Annotated in this window: 14 protein-coding genes; 6 read left to right on the forward strand and 8 right to left on the reverse strand. The window is 38.7% G+C overall.

What is annotated here, in order from left to right; translation table 11 throughout:
- Window positions 1–312: 312 nt before the first annotated feature.
- Window positions 313–2,445, reverse strand: a complete 2,133-nt coding sequence (locus tag BLR27_RS06160; RefSeq protein WP_176767621.1) for a DUF5916 domain-containing protein — start codon at window positions 2,443–2,445, stop codon at window positions 313–315.
- Window positions 2,446–2,684: 239 nt separating this feature from the next.
- On the opposite strand from BLR27_RS06160, the gene trxB reads away from it, so the two are divergent.
- On the forward strand, window positions 2,685–3,632 hold the full coding sequence (gene trxB, locus BLR27_RS06165) for a thioredoxin-disulfide reductase (RefSeq protein WP_090702312.1): 948 nt from the start codon (window positions 2,685–2,687) through the stop codon (window positions 3,630–3,632).
- 194 nt (window positions 3,633–3,826) lie between these two features.
- Window positions 3,827–4,459 (forward strand): hypothetical protein, encoded by a 633-nt coding sequence (locus BLR27_RS06170; protein WP_143007707.1) that lies wholly within the window; start codon window positions 3,827–3,829, stop codon window positions 4,457–4,459.
- A gap of 2 nt (window positions 4,460–4,461) precedes the next feature.
- On the opposite strand, the gene BLR27_RS06175 is transcribed toward BLR27_RS06170, so the two are convergent.
- The 3 genes from BLR27_RS06175 to BLR27_RS06185 are packed head-to-tail and all read right to left on the reverse strand — an operon-like array spanning window position 4,462 to window position 6,101.
- Window positions 4,462–5,061: a hypothetical protein gene (locus tag BLR27_RS06175; RefSeq protein WP_090702012.1), complete on the reverse strand. Its 600-nt coding sequence runs from the start codon at window positions 5,059–5,061 to the stop codon at window positions 4,462–4,464.
- Entirely contained in the window at window positions 5,048–5,542 is a 495-nt protein-coding gene (locus BLR27_RS06180; protein WP_090702015.1) for an RNA polymerase sigma factor, read from the reverse strand. Before BLR27_RS06180 ends, BLR27_RS06175 begins: the two co-directional genes overlap by 14 nt.
- Window positions 5,543–5,582: 40 nt before the next feature.
- On the reverse strand, window positions 5,583–6,101 hold the full coding sequence (locus BLR27_RS06185; RefSeq protein WP_090702018.1) for a hypothetical protein: 519 nt from the start codon (window positions 6,099–6,101) through the stop codon (window positions 5,583–5,585).
- 65 nt (window positions 6,102–6,166) lie between these two features.
- Here BLR27_RS06185 and BLR27_RS06190 point away from each other — a divergent pair, with 65 nt between their 5' ends.
- The 4 genes from BLR27_RS06190 to rpmA all read left to right on the forward strand — a co-directional run bounded on the left by BLR27_RS06190 (window position 6,167) and on the right by rpmA (window position 9,109).
- Complete coding sequence (locus tag BLR27_RS06190) at window positions 6,167–7,585, forward strand: dicarboxylate/amino acid:cation symporter (protein ID WP_090702022.1); 1,419 nt, start codon at window positions 6,167–6,169, stop codon at window positions 7,583–7,585.
- A 47-nt stretch (window positions 7,586–7,632) separates the two neighbouring features.
- Window positions 7,633–8,139, forward strand: coding sequence for a hypothetical protein (locus BLR27_RS06195; protein ID WP_176767622.1), 507 nt, complete (start codon window positions 7,633–7,635; stop codon window positions 8,137–8,139).
- 121 nt (window positions 8,140–8,260) lie between these two features.
- Window positions 8,261–8,572 carry a 50S ribosomal protein L21 gene (gene rplU / locus BLR27_RS06200; RefSeq protein ID WP_090702024.1) on the forward strand — a complete coding sequence of 104 codons (312 nt, stop codon included), beginning with the start codon at window positions 8,261–8,263 and terminating at the stop codon, window positions 8,570–8,572.
- Between the two features lie 96 nt (window positions 8,573–8,668).
- Window positions 8,669–9,109, forward strand: a complete 441-nt coding sequence (gene rpmA / locus BLR27_RS06205; protein WP_090702027.1) for a 50S ribosomal protein L27 — start codon at window positions 8,669–8,671, stop codon at window positions 9,107–9,109.
- Between the two features lie 56 nt (window positions 9,110–9,165).
- Here rpmA and BLR27_RS06210 read toward each other — a convergent pair whose 3' ends face one another.
- The 4 genes from BLR27_RS06210 to BLR27_RS06225 form a co-directional block, all read right to left on the reverse strand.
- The gene (locus BLR27_RS06210; protein ID WP_090702031.1) at window positions 9,166–10,137 is read right to left on the reverse strand and encodes a polyprenyl synthetase family protein; all 972 of its coding nucleotides are present in this window, start codon (window positions 10,135–10,137) and stop codon (window positions 9,166–9,168) included.
- Window positions 10,138–10,418: 281 nt separating this feature from the next.
- On the reverse strand, window positions 10,419–12,551 hold the full coding sequence (gene rnr, locus BLR27_RS06215; protein WP_090702035.1) for a ribonuclease R: 2,133 nt from the start codon (window positions 12,549–12,551) through the stop codon (window positions 10,419–10,421).
- Window positions 12,552–12,646: 95 nt separating this feature from the next.
- Window positions 12,647–13,363, reverse strand: a complete 717-nt coding sequence (locus BLR27_RS06220) for a 3'-5' exonuclease (protein ID WP_090702038.1) — start codon at window positions 13,361–13,363, stop codon at window positions 12,647–12,649.
- A 70-nt stretch (window positions 13,364–13,433) separates the two neighbouring features.
- Window positions 13,434–14,081 carry a YceH family protein gene (locus tag BLR27_RS06225; RefSeq protein ID WP_090702041.1) on the reverse strand — a complete coding sequence of 216 codons (648 nt, stop codon included), beginning with the start codon at window positions 14,079–14,081 and terminating at the stop codon, window positions 13,434–13,436.
- Window positions 14,082–14,160: the final 79 nt, after the last annotated feature.

The following is a 14,160-nucleotide window of genomic DNA, read 5'->3' on the forward strand; positions in this document are numbered from 1 at the left end:
AGTCATGAGATTTCTCCACCTCTAAAAAGAATCCTCCAATTAAAACTTAGCTGAGGTGTTCGAAAGGACGTTAAGGTGGTCGTCATTTCGCAGGAGGCATGACGGAGAAATCTGCTGCTACGAAATCAGTCTTTGACTTTAAAACACAAGCCCTTAGTTATGAGATTTCTCCACCTTTTAATGGTGCATTTCATTTTAAATTTAATACAGGTGTTCGAAAGGACGAAAAGGTGTTCGTCTGACGTTAAATTTATCGAGATGAAGGTGCATTGTAAACTCAGGCAATTCCTTTACCTTTCATAACAAGCAACCCTAAATATTCCACCAATACGTTAATTTAAGCACCAGGAATCTGTTCTTGACTGCAAAAGGTGCAGGAAGATAATTGTCGGTATACACTATAAAAAGGTCAGAGGCGGGCTTATAACGCCATTGCAGACGAGTATTCACATTGATATTATCACTTTGTTCATTATACTGCACAAATCCGGTAAAAAAGACCTTATTTGTCATGGTAACATCAACTCTTGGTCCAATCAGCCAGAATTTTGTGGTATTCCATGGTTGAGGCAAGCGTATATCATTATAACTTGAACTCAATGCTAAACTAACGTAAGGCTGAAATCGATATCCAAATTCACTGGTTACGTTCAGTCGATGCCCACCGGCATAATATCCGCCATAACGGGTAGATAATGCCATAGTATACAGACTTTGAGGCCTGGAAGCGAATTCTGCTCCAAAAGCTTCCCAACGGTGCTCAGAGCCTGCAGCCAATACTGCACCACCTCTGTTTGTTGGATCGAAAGGTCTTTGCAGTTTTACATAGTCATTTGCAATCCAGCCTGTTAAAGTTGCTCTGCTGCGAAAATTAAGATTGTAAGCAAGGTAGTTTGTGTAATCAGTTCGCTGGAAGGATTCATTGAAATAATTAGCGGAAAATAATTTAGGTCCGTGGCTTACAAGAGGTCCTTTTTTTGGAAAGAAAAGGTAACCAGCCTGCGGACTTAAATTGATATAACCTCTGCGCGGAACATATCCAACTTCTGCATTGTAATTGCGTCCTACATATTCATGCTGCCAGTTCAGATCCCAGTTTCCGGTCCAGTAACGCAGGTTTGCTGCCTGCATCATATCTTTTCCACTACCATTCGGACTGAAAGATTTCATCGTAACAGCTTTACCTGTCCAGGTATTGTTAGATGAAGCTAAATTATATTCAAGTCCTGCAACCCTATTGTAACGGGAAACTCCGGCAGCAGCATTTTCTGCATCAAAATTCATTGATTGCTTGTTGATCACAATGGCACCGATGTTAGACCTTGCAAATACTCTTCTCTGGAGTGCCAGAACAGCAAAATTCTGCGCTGGTTCCGCTGCACTGGTATTTTCGGTCTGCATATTCATCAACCCCACTCTCCAATCCTTATTAAGTTTTCCGCTTAAGCGGGCACCGTATTGAATGGGAACACCTAAACCAATACGTCTGGAAAAGAAAGGTCTGATATTCTGATATCCGAAATTTGAAAAAAGATCGCCATTTTCAAGGAAATACTGTCTTCGTTCAGGGAAAAACAGTTCAAACCTGTCGAGGTTAGGTACCTGACGGTCAACCTCTACCTGTGAATAATCAGGGTTAACGGTCAGGTCGAGGTTCAGAGATGAATTAATGGCAATCTTTACATCACCACCGATCTCACCCCGCTGATTGCGGCTAATAGGAGAGAGTGTATGATTGCTGGAAATGCCACCCAGAGTATAAGGAATAACAGAAATGTTTTGACCTGGAACTGGTGGTGGCTGATCCCAGACTAAATTTCCTGTATATGCAAGTGATGCAGTTGCGAATTGACGCGGAACGGGAGCCCAGCTTGATTTTTCGGTTGATTTCAGATCCATGCGACTGAAATTGATGCCCCATTTTGTGATGCCAGGCTTGTAGCGGATCGATTTAAATGGAATAGCGGCCTCAAATACCCAGCGGTCTTCATAATTTTTGACTGCAGATACCCATTTATTATCCCAACTCAGATCTACCTTACTTCCATCATACATAATACCATCCCATTGTGCACCGGCAGCATTCGATCCGAATGAAAAACCATTGGTCTGATCATCAAAAGGGTCCATGAAAAGCAAGAAATTATCATTTTTTCCGAAGGCAAAATCCCGTCTTAATGATTCTACGAAATATGGACCAGGTTCATGATAGCAAACGGCGATCAGGTAAAGAAAATCCTTATCATAGCTCATTTTCACGTCTGTTCGAACTTTGGCAAAGCTGGTATCCATAGGCTGAACCATAAAGAACTTGCTTGCCAGATCAGCATCCTCCCAGGCAGGCTCATCCATTATCCCATCAATCCGGATCGCTGAACTCGCAGGCTTAAGCTTTAATTCATATTGAACATTCTTTTTCTGTGCTGATAAGCTACTGCTTAACATAATAAATAGTAAAATAGCAGTATAGGAATGAAGTCTGATAACAGAACTGTTTTTTAGATTATTCAGATTAATGGAACTGTAATTTGTGGTTTTCAACAATTGAAACATAGGTATGCGGGTGTTGGGTATGGATTGAGATGTAATAATAGTAATAATTATTTGTCCTCCCGGCCTTGAGCCTGGAAATGAATTTGCCTATCCCGCCTCAAAGGTTTAAATTTGCATCAAATAAAAATAAAATGTCTGAAGAAACCGAACATGTTGAATGTCTGATCATAGGATCTGGCCCCGCAGGTTATACTGCTGCAATTTATGCTGCACGTGCAGATTTAAAACCAGTAATGTACACAGGAATGGTTCCTGGCGGACAATTGACTCAAACTACTGATGTAGAGAACTTTCCGGGTTACCCGGAAGGAATTATGGGTCCTGTAATGATGGAGGATTTCAGAATACAGGCAGAGCGTTTTGGAACTCAGATTCGTTTTGGTTATGCCAGCAGTGTTGATTTTTCGTCTACGCCACATAAAGTGATCATCGATGAAAGCAAAACGATCCTTGCGGATACTGTGATCATTGCTACAGGTGCCTCTGCTAAGTGGCTGGGACTTGAAAGTGAGCAAAAATATAACGGTTTCGGGGTTTCTGCCTGTGCAGTTTGTGATGGTTTCTTTTTCAAAGGTCAGGATGTAGCTATCGTAGGTGCTGGTGATACGGCAGCAGAAGAAGCTACCTATCTTGCAAAGCTTTGCAGAAAAGTTCATATGCTTGTACGAAGAGATGAGTTCAGAGCCTCTAAAGCTATGCAAAACAGGGTTTTAAATACCCCGAATATTGAGATTCACTATAATTCTGATACTAAGGAAATACTTGGGGATGGTAAAAATGTAACCGGAATTTTGGTTTCAAATAATATCACAGGTGAAGAAGAGACTATTAAAGTGAGTGGATTCTTTGTAGCAATAGGCCATAATCCAAACACGGATATATTTAACGGGTGGTTAGATATGGATGAGACCGGTTACCTGATTACACAACCGAATAGCACTAAAACAAATATTGAAGGAGTTTTTGCCTGTGGAGATGCTCAGGATAAATTATGGAGACAAGCGATCACAGCTGCAGGTACAGGTTGTATGGCGGCTCTTGAAGCGGAGCGTTATCTTGCTGCTAAAGAGGACGCCTGATCTTAAGAATATTGATCTTCTCATATTAAAATGCCCTTGCTCATGCAGGGGCTTTTTTTTGCCCGGATGTCTGGGAAAAATGAAACAAAGCCTGATTTTTATTATTATTTGAGAATTACGCGTACCTCAGGGAAAATTAATTTGTTAAATTTGATAAAGAGCAAAATCCTTTTAATGAGAGCAAAAAGATGAATTTGAAAACGTTATTATCCGGAATATTTTTAGCAAGTACCCTATTCGTATCTTGTTCAGGAGATGAAGAAAAGAAAGCAGAAGTAAAACCAGTTGTTAAAAAGATCATGGAACCTTTTCGCTTTCATAAAGCGATTGAAGTGAAACCTGGTTTAACATTGGACATAGTTAGCTGGGGACGAGGTTCTAATTCAGTTGGCGGATATCTGATACTCAGATCAGATTCTACACACCTTAGTTATCGCTCTGAAGCTGGTGAACTGGATGGCAAAATAGTGGATGCATGGGATATGGACCTCGATACTGATGGGAATCCTGAATTGTATATTCAGGCAAAAGGAGAGGGTAAGGGCTCGTATCTGAATATGTATATCTACGAATACAGCGAAGGAGGATCAAATCAGCAGATCCGATTCCCGGAACTTAGTTCTTCTCTTAAGGAAGGCTACCAGGGAAATGATTCAGTTTACATCAAGGAAGGGAAACTGATGCGGGAGTTTCCTGTATATAATAAAAATGACTCAACCGGAACTGCAACAGGAGATAGACGAAAGGTGGAATATACTTTAAGAAACAATAGTTTGCAGTTTAAAGAAATAAAGGAAGAAACTGAGGTGGAAGCTAAAAAGCCTTAGGATTATTGATCGGTATCTTCGAACTGTTTATGCAGCCTTTCGAGATTTTGGATCATTTCTTCCAATTTTGCTTCCTCAAGTTTAATATAGGTTCGCATCAAAACAAAACAGAATGCGATCCAAAGGAAGGTGAATGAAATTACCATTACAGTGACCCATAGGGAAGTCATAAAGGAGATCTCGATAAAATAGAGAATGAATCCTGCAGTAAAGAATATAGAAAATACTTTGTACTTTCTGGTATTGAAAATATAACGGTCGTGTTTATATTTTTTGAGGTGATTAATATAACATTCAGGCCTGTCCAGCAGTTTATCATAATTTATCCTGCGGTAATTGCTGATCATGGCAAGTATATAGTAAAAACAGCAACTGATAGATATGATCATTGCCAGATGGGTGGTCCACATTGTAAACGGACTCGCTATCCAAACATAGATGAGGACCGCAGCGGCAATCCCCATGCCTATCATTTCGATTAATAGTTTACTTGCAAGACCATTCCTGGTCTTTCGCAGGTTTTTCAATACATCTTCGTGACTGACTTTCGGCAGCGTGACCTGGTCGTGCCAGATGCTCTTCAGTGCTTCAAAATCTTTCATTTCTATTATATAATTCAGTCAGTTTTTGTTTAATTCGATGGATTTTCACTCTTAAATTTCCTTCTGAGATTCCCGAAATAGCGGCAATTTCGGCATATGGTAATTCATCAAGAACCATAGTAATTATAATACGCTCATTTTCTTCAAGTTGAGCTATACATTTATACAAAGAGGAAACCTGCTCATTTTTTTCAGAGATCTCTTCGCCTTTTGTTTCAATTATATTGTCAGTGAGCTCATCTTTAGGCTGCCTTTTTTCAATACGCAAATAGGATAGGCAGGTATTTACGGCTATACGGTATATCCAGGTGGATATTAAAGCCTGATTCCTGAATTTATCGAGGTTTTGCCAAACCTTCATAAAGGTTTCCTGCATCAGGTCATTCGCGGTTTCATCATCCCCCGTATAACCATAACATAAATGATATATCTTTTTGGAGTTAGCCTGAAAAATTTCTTTAAAAAGCGCTTCTTTGCTCAAACCTGTGTATTTATCGTTAGATATAAAATGGCAGTTAATGTTACAAATATTCGCTTTTATTAACCCATTTGGCCTGTTGTGCAGCTTTTATTATCAATATTTCAAACTCTTTTTGATAATCAAACTGAAGATCTTCATGTAATTTTGGTAATAATTTAGTTATTTTTTCAAACTGACGGGTCAATAATCCCTGTAAAGGTTTATGACTCGTTCTAAGATCAGCATAAGTCAGATAATTGGTGCAAAACCAGATAGTAAGCTCTGTTTCAACCTGTTTTGAACCCGTGTATTTCGCATAACGATTAATAAGACGAATAATTTTGCGCAAACTTTTTGTGCTGTAGAAATAATGCTTTTGCATGTTGTTAAAATCAGCGATAAGAAAAGATTTTACATCTTCAGCATATTTCATGGGCTGGTTGGCATCAAAAAGCAGATATGCAAGCAATTCCTTGTTCTCCTTTTTGTATTTTGCCAGCCTTAAACAAATTTCTGTGAGTTCAGGAACGCTAAGCACTAACAGTACCTTTTTTAAATCACTTAATTTCTCAGGCTTCATCTTCCGCTTTCATTTGCTGGGTAAATCTAATTAATTACTTTTGTTCGATACGCTAACCACTTATTATGAAATTTAAAAGTTACGGAATAGTTGCATTAATTGCAGTTACATTTTCTGCTTTACTTATATTCTTTGATCATTATAATATTATTGCTATTCCTGAAATAGCACTAATGTTTTCCAGATGGCTGGCCATTGCCGGTTTATTCCTGTATGGCTTTCAAAAGAAATCACTTACTACCTGGATATTGATTTCCATGGTTGTAGGAGCTGAGATAGGTAATGATTTTCCAGAGTTCGGAATAAAACTTCAGGTACTGAGTAAGGTCTTTCTGAAGATGATCAAGACCATTATTGCACCCTTGCTTTTTGCAACCCTTGTTTATGGGATTGCCGGACATTCTGACCTGAAGCAGGTAGGCCGTATGGGCTGGAAATCCATCCTTTATTTTGAGGTGGTTACCACAGTAGCCTTATTTATTGGATTGGCTGCGATAAATATTTCTAAGGCAGGTATGGGGATCACTCTTCCTCCGGGTGCTCATGAAGAACTGGAGAAGGTTGCGCCTCAAACTTTTAATGATATTATCCTTCATATATTCCCTGAGAATATTGCTAAATCCATAGCAGAAGGACAGGTTCTCCAGATCGTTATTTTCAGTATAATTTTTGGTATTGCCCTTGCCATGGTTCGGGAAGACAAACGTCAACCCATGTTAAGAGCCACAGAAAGCCTTTCGGAAGTGATGTTTAAATTCACTAACATCATTATGTATTTTGCACCTATCGGAGTTGGAGCGGCTATAGCTTATACTGTTGGGCATATGGGACTAGGAATATTGGTAAACCTGTTTCAACTGTTATTGACGCTGTATGTGGCTTTATTTGTCTTCTTACTGGGAGTTTTATTACCGATTGCCCTGATTGTTGGGGTACCAATAAAAAAATTCCTTCAGGCTATTGCAGAGCCGGTTTCGATAGCATTTGCTACGACCAGTTCAGAGGCAGCGCTTCCAAGGGCTATGGAGGCTATGGAGAGAATTGGTGTTCCGCGTAAAATTGTAGCTTTTGTTATGCCTACCGGTTATAGTTTTAATCTGGATGGGACAACTCTTTACTTATCACTTGCAGCAATTTTTGTTGCCCAGGCAGCAGGAATGCCTTTAACCTTCGGACAGCAATTGCTGATCGTGTTTACCTTAATGTTAACCAGCAAAGGTGTTGCAGGAGTTCCACGGGCTTCATTGGTGATCCTGTTAGGAACAGCGGCATCGTTTGGGATGCCAGTATGGCCAATCTTTATCATACTTGGAATTGATGAGTTAATGGATATGGCCAGAACATCCGTGAACGTAATAGGAAATTGTCTTGCAACGGTTGTTATTGCCAAATGGGAGGGTGAATTTCATCCTCCGGTAGATGATCTGCAGGCTCCTGATGAAAACAGGATTCATAAACTGGAAAATCAGATTGAGAAACATTAAAATTTAAGAGGAATGATAGATATTTGTCTGTCGATATATTAATAAACATGAGTGATAGAGGAAAAAAGATATTTTTAGGAATTTGCATCATTGCGCCATTCCTTATTTATATGGTGTATTATTACTCCATTATGGTTAAGAATGCACCATACCGCTTTGCTGATTTTGAATCATTAACCTTTAAATACGGCTTGGGTGATAGCCTGGTTAATCAATATGATTCTAAAACAGGATATTATCAGTATGTGAACAGCAGGGATTCTTTGGTTAAAACAAAGGTAAAACTACGTAAGGACGATTTTTTATATCTCCATCGTAAGGCCGCAGAATTGGGGTTCTGGAATTTTCCTGAAAAGATCGTGGGTGAGACTGAAAACGGAAAGACCGCAAATACGCCACACTATTATCTCGAATATAAATACAAGGATAAGACCAAGCATATTTTATTTGATACAGAGTATAGGGATGATCCTAAATTAAACGATGCGGCAAAGACATTGATCACTGAGGTTAGTAATATGATCAACGATGTTAGGGATCGTGATCAGGAATAGTTTTTCAGGATCAGGGCATTTTGTTAAGCTTTATAAACTTAGACTTGCAGATTTTTAATTTGGTTTTATTTTTAAAAATAAAACCTTATATTTGCACCTCATTTAAAAAAATATATTAATAATGTACGCAATAGTAAATATAGCCGGACAGCAATTCAAAGTTGCTAAAGACCAATATCTTTTTGTACACAGATTACAGGGAGAAGAAGGCGCTAGTATTGAATTTGACAACGTATTATTAGCTGAGAACAATGGTAAATTCTCTATCGGTGCTGATGCATTGAAGGGAGCTAAAGTTACAGCTAAGATACTGTCACATTTAAAAGGTGATAAAGTGATCGTTTTCAAAAAGAAACGTCGTAAAGGCTACAAAAAGAAAAACGGACACCGTCAGCAGTTCACTAAAATAGAGATCACCAGTATTTCTTTATAAGTTGTAAGTAATAAGTTATAAGTAACAACGATAACGATTACAATAGTTTAAGTTTGAAATCCTGAATTGTTTACAATTCATAAATTATAAAATAAAATGGCACATAAAAAAGGAGCCGGTAGTTCCAGGAACGGTCGCGAATCACATAGCAAGCGTTTAGGTATTAAGATCTTCGGTGGTCAGGCTGCAATTGCAGGAAACATTATCGTGCGTCAGCGCGGTACAAAACACCATCCTGATAAACATGTTGGAATTGGAAAAGACCATACACTTTTTGCATTAATTGATGGCACCGTGTTTTTCAGAAAGAAATCTGATGATAAATCATATGTTTCTATCATTCCAAGAGAAGTTTCAGTAGTATTAGAAGATGCAGCTCCTGTAAAGGCTAAAAAAGTTGCAGCTCCCAAAGCAGTTGCAGTTGCAACTGAGGAAGCTGAAGTTGCTGCAAAGCCAGCTGCTAAGAAAGCCGCTGCAAAACCAGCTGCTAAGAAAGCTGCTGCTGATGAGAGTGCTGCTCCTTCAACAGAAGCATAATCAGAATAGAATATTAAAATTTAAATAGGAGAGCCCTGATGAAAATCAGGGCTTTTTTAATGCTCTCTGATGAGCAATTGCTCTGCAAATCCTCTGAGAAGTTCTTTATTGGGACTGTCAACAGAAACCAGATTCAGGGCTTTGAGAGCTTTATTGACATATTCTTCCATTTCTATTTCTGCTAGTTTTCTAACCTCCAGCAGGTTGTAGATAGATGTAATAGCCTCAACTTTAGCTAATGGATCATCGGATCTTTTCAGCCATTGATCAAGCTCAGATGCTGTATTTCCATTTGCAAGTTCCTTCGCCTTTATAAGCATGAAGGTTTTTTTATTCGAAAGTATATCTCCTCCAACTTGTTTTCCGAATTTTTCAGGATTTCCATATACATCCAGAATATCATCCTGCAATTGGAATGCAAGTCCCAGGTTTTCTCCGAACTCATATAATAATTTTGCCTGTTCCTGTGTTGCTCCTCCAATAAGAGCACCGATCTGCATACTTCCAGCAAGAAGCACTGCCGTTTTTTGTCGGATCATTTCAAGGTATTCTGTGAGGCTGACATCATCTCTATTCTCAAAATTCATGTCCGCCTGCTGTCCCTGGCATACGCCTGAAGCAGTATCGCTAAAAACAGCGAGCACTTCCCTTAAAATACCATCATCCACCTTGATCATGAGCTTATAAGCCTCCACGAACATCACATCTCCTGATAATATGGCGGCACTTTCATTCCATTTGGCATGAACAGTGGGCTTGCCCCTTCGAAGCGGGGCTTTATCCATAATATCATCGTGCATAAGCGTGAAATTATGAAATAGCTCTATTCCAATGGCAGCATCTAACGCCTTTAATATATTACCTCCGAATAACTCTGTAGATACCAAAACCAGTACAGGTCGCATGCGTTTGCCACCTAATTGCATCAGGTAAGTAATAGGTTCATAAAGTTCTGCAGGCTGCTCAGTGTATTTGGTATCGGTTATTGCCTTATTTACCAGGTTTTGAAGTTGTTCTATTGAATGCATTTATTAAAGATAGACTTTGTGGCAAAATTAGCAAAAATACCTAATTCGAGTCTCCTTTATACAATCAGGGAAAAACAAAATGAGAAATACTTACAGATAGCTTAATTCCGATTGTCTATTAGAATTAATACTAATAAAACAATAGCTAAAAAAAGGAAATTGTTTAGCAATAACATTGATCCGGTCGATTTTTTTAATTTCATTTAAAATAAAAAACCGGTTCTCATAAAAGAACCGGTTCGCATTAATTGTGTTATGATAATAAATAAGTTTATAAGATTTTAATCACGCATCAATGTGAAATCTATCTGACGCTTAGCCAGATCAACTTTTTTTACCAGAATCCTTACTTCATCACCAAGCTGGTACTTCTTTTTTCGTCTTTGTCCGATGATGCAATAATTCTTTTCATCAAGCACATAAAAATCATCATTAAGATCTCTAAGACGGATCATTCCTTCACATTTATTTTCGATAATTTCAACATACATTCCCCATTCCGTCAGACCTGAAATTATACCATTATATTCCATGCCGATATTATTTTGCAGGAATTCAGCTTGTTTATATTTTACAGAAGCACGTTCAGCATCAGCAGCTTTCTTTTCCATTTGGGAAGAATGCATGGAGAACTTCTCATATTCGTCTTCACTAACTGATTTACCTCCTGCAAGGTAAAGTTCTAACAGTCGGTGGACCATCACATCAGGATAACGGCGGATAGGAGAGGTGAAGTGCGTATAGTAATCAAATGCCAATCCGTAATGGCTATGTTTCTTTGTGGTATAAACTGCCTTTGCCATTGATCTGATGGCAAGCTGAGTTAATACATTCTGCTCTTTCTTACCTTCAACATCAGCCATTAAAAAATTCAGTGATTTCGCTGTTTCTCGTCCCGAGCTAATATCGATCTTATAACCAAATTTTAGAGCGAACTGTGAGAAGCTTAAGAGTGCATCTTCTTTAGGAGAATCGTGGGAGCGGTACACAAAGGTTAATTTTTGCTTTCCCTTACCTTTTTTAGCTATAAATTCTGCTACTTTCTTGTTTGCCAGTAACATATAATCTTCAATAAGCTTATGGGCGTCTTTACGTTCCTTGGCATATACACCCAAAGGTTTTCCCTGCTCATCCAGATGGAATTTAATTTCTACGCTTTCAAAACTTATTGCACCGTGTTTAAATTTACGCTCTCTTAGAATATAGGCCAGTTCGTTTAATTTCAATAGTTCTTCACTGTGTTTGCCGCTTTTATTTTCAAGGATCTCCTGAGCATCTTCATAGCTGAACCGTGTATCTGAATGAATAATGGTCTTTCCAAACCATTGTTCAACTACATTGGCTTCTGAATCAAGCTCAAAGACTGCGGAGAAGCAAAGTTTATCCTCATTGGGTCTTAATGAGCACAATCCGTTTGAAAGTCGCTCAGGCAGCATAGGAATTACTCTGTCGACAAGATAAACAGAGGTTCCGCGCTCAAAAGCTTCTTTATCAAGGGCAGTACCTTGTTTTACATAATGTGATACATCGGCTATATGAACACCAACTTCTACATTCCCGTTATCCAACTTTTTGAAGGAGATTGCATCATCAAAGTCTTTTGCATCTGCAGGATCGATGGTAAAGGTCAGGACCTCACGAAAATCCCTCCTTATTGCAATTTCTTCGGCAAGTATAATTTCTTCTATGGCTTCTGCCTGTTTTTCAACCTCATCCGGAAATGCAAGCGGGAAGCCGTAATCAGCCAGGATGGCATTCATTTCAGCATTATTCTCCCCTTGTTTTCCTAAAACATGCGTGATCTCACCAATTGGATTTTTTGCTTCTTCAGGCCAATCAACGATCCTTGCAATTGCTTTGTCTTTATCTTTTGCTCCTTTGAGGCTATCGATAGGAATGAAGATATCATGGAGCATTTTGCGGTCGTCAGGAATAAAAAAGGCAAAGCGATCTGATAGATTCACAATTCCTGTAAAATCCATTTTTGCCCTTTGTACGATCTCCACTACTTCACCATCCTTTTTGCGACCTTTGTTTTTTGCATATACATAAACCTTTACTATATCTCCATGCAGGGCATTGCGCAGTTTACGTGGTGCTACATATATATCTTCTTCAAACTCGTCTTCACTAACAATATAGGCTGAACCATCGGAGGTCATATCAACCTTGCCGGTTACAAAAGTTTTTAATTGTTTGAGTATGAATTTTCCTTTTTCAGGTTCGTTCAGAATTCCTTTTTTGGTTTCTTCTTTTAAGATATCCAGAATCAAACCCCTTGATTCATCATCATGAAGGTTAAGCTTGGAAGCAACTTGTTTATAATTGAGGGGCTTATTACCTGATTTTTCAAACACATCTGTGATGAGTTTAGTAAGTACCAGGTTAAAGCTATTTGATTTCTTTTTTGACATTTTTCACTAATTTTTTCTAAGATAAGGCTTCGCCGACTAATAAAAGCCTGCCTAACAAATTGATAACATAACAATGACTGCTTTGTTTACCGAGATCATTGTTTAACTATCGTAATATGTTCATCAGAAAGCATTGGGAGGGATTTGAAACGCAGTAAAATACGGGCTGTTGTGATGACATCTTTTTCACAATAGGTTCGAATCCTTTCCAGATCATTCTCTTTCCAGTAAACCTCATTGACCATGCTTCCGTCTATGTCATCCTTCGGACTTGGGATATTGAATACTGCAGCCAAAAGTTTAAGAGATGTATAGTTTTTAAAATCTCCGAATTTCCATAGGTCCATGGTGTCGAGGTGCATGATCTCCCAAGGTTTTTTGCCGTACAGGTTTAATTGAGAGGGTATGGGTAAACCATTGATCAGCATCCTGCGGCATAAATAGGGAAAATCAAATTCCTTTCCATTATGAGCACAAAGAATAAGGGTATCTGCCTGAGTATTCAGCAGCGCTATAAATGATTGTAATACCTCTTTTTCTTCATCGCCATAGAAAGATTTAACGCGCAGGGAAAGGTCTTTTGTTTTAGTTGAGAAGATCCCCACAGAAATGCATATGATCTTTCCGAATTCTGCTAATATTCCTCCACGGGCGTAAAATTCGGCAGGGGTTTCACCATCCTTACGCTGGAACTTTGTTTTTTGCTCCCATAATTGCTGGAAATCTGCCGGCAATTCATCAAATGATGGATATTGTGGAACAGTTTCTATGTCTAGAACCAACACCTGCTGAAGATCAATATTTTCTAACATAGAGATAATGGATTCATAAATGTCAAGCTACACTATTCATCTGTTATTTAATATTTTATTGAGTAAACGGTCAGCTTAGCTCATCCATTAATTTATAAAACGCATCTTTCAGTTCAGAAAGTTCTTTTTCCAGGATTTCAACCCTGTTTTCAAGCTGTTCAATAGAACCACTTTCACCAGATCTTCCACTTTCCGGTAAACTATCCGGTACATCACCCAAAAGGTGTACATAGCGCACTTCTTTCTGTCCGGGGCGACGTCCAAGTGCCTTCACGAATGCAGGTTCAGCTACTGAAAGCTTCTCAAGTGTGGTTTGAACATCTTCAATTGTATCAAATTCATATAACCTTCCTGAATTTGTGTTCAATTCACCTGGTGTTTGAGCCCCTCTGATCAATAATATACAAATAATAGATAGTTCAGAAGGTAAAAGTGGAAAGACTATTCCCAGGTTATGTTTGAATTTCACTACCCTTCCTGAACCGCCGGTAACTGTAGAGACCAATCCCTTTTTCTTTAATGAATTTAATGTGTTAACAATTAATTCTTCTGAGTACTGGACGATCGGGAACCTGGAAGTTTTTTGATTGCAGGCTGACTGAAGTCCGTTTAACGACATAGGATAGTAATCTGGCGTAGTTCTGCTTTTTTCGATCAGAGATCCTAGCACGCGCTGCTCTTCGGCACTTAGAACAGGTAAGGTTTGAGTTGATTCCATAGTCAAAGATAGAAATCTGAAAAGCGGAGTAAAGAATTGGAAGGTTAATTAATTCTGGATTCTACAGAATGTTAGGGAG

The organism is Daejeonella rubra, assembly GCF_900103545.1.
Lineage (GTDB): Bacteria > Bacteroidota > Bacteroidia > Sphingobacteriales > Sphingobacteriaceae > Daejeonella > Daejeonella rubra.

Excerpts from the sequence above, each read along its gene's own strand:
- BLR27_RS06160 (WP_176767621.1), bottom strand. The coding sequence starts at position 2,445 with ATGTTAAGCAGTAGCTTATCAGCACAGAAAAAGAATGTTCAATATGAA.
- trxB (WP_090702312.1), top strand. The coding sequence starts at position 2,685 with ATGTCTGAAGAAACCGAACATGTTGAATGTCTGATCATAGGATCTGGC.
- BLR27_RS06175 (WP_090702012.1), bottom strand. The coding sequence starts at position 5,061 with ATGAAAGATTTTGAAGCACTGAAGAGCATCTGGCACGACCAGGTCACG.
- BLR27_RS06185 (WP_090702018.1), bottom strand. The coding sequence starts at position 6,101 with ATGAAGCCTGAGAAATTAAGTGATTTAAAAAAGGTACTGTTAGTGCTT.
- BLR27_RS06190 (WP_090702022.1), top strand. The coding sequence starts at position 6,167 with ATGAAATTTAAAAGTTACGGAATAGTTGCATTAATTGCAGTTACATTT.
- BLR27_RS06195 (WP_176767622.1), top strand. The coding sequence starts at position 7,633 with ATGAGTGATAGAGGAAAAAAGATATTTTTAGGAATTTGCATCATTGCG.
- rplU (WP_090702024.1), top strand. The coding sequence starts at position 8,261 with ATGTACGCAATAGTAAATATAGCCGGACAGCAATTCAAAGTTGCTAAA.
- rpmA (WP_090702027.1), top strand. The coding sequence starts at position 8,669 with ATGGCACATAAAAAAGGAGCCGGTAGTTCCAGGAACGGTCGCGAATCA.
- BLR27_RS06210 (WP_090702031.1), bottom strand. The coding sequence starts at position 10,137 with ATGCATTCAATAGAACAACTTCAAAACCTGGTAAATAAGGCAATAACC.
- rnr (WP_090702035.1), bottom strand. The coding sequence starts at position 12,551 with ATGTCAAAAAAGAAATCAAATAGCTTTAACCTGGTACTTACTAAACTC.
- BLR27_RS06220 (WP_090702038.1), bottom strand. The coding sequence starts at position 13,363 with ATGTTAGAAAATATTGATCTTCAGCAGGTGTTGGTTCTAGACATAGAA.
- BLR27_RS06225 (WP_090702041.1), bottom strand. The coding sequence starts at position 14,081 with ATGGAATCAACTCAAACCTTACCTGTTCTAAGTGCCGAAGAGCAGCGC.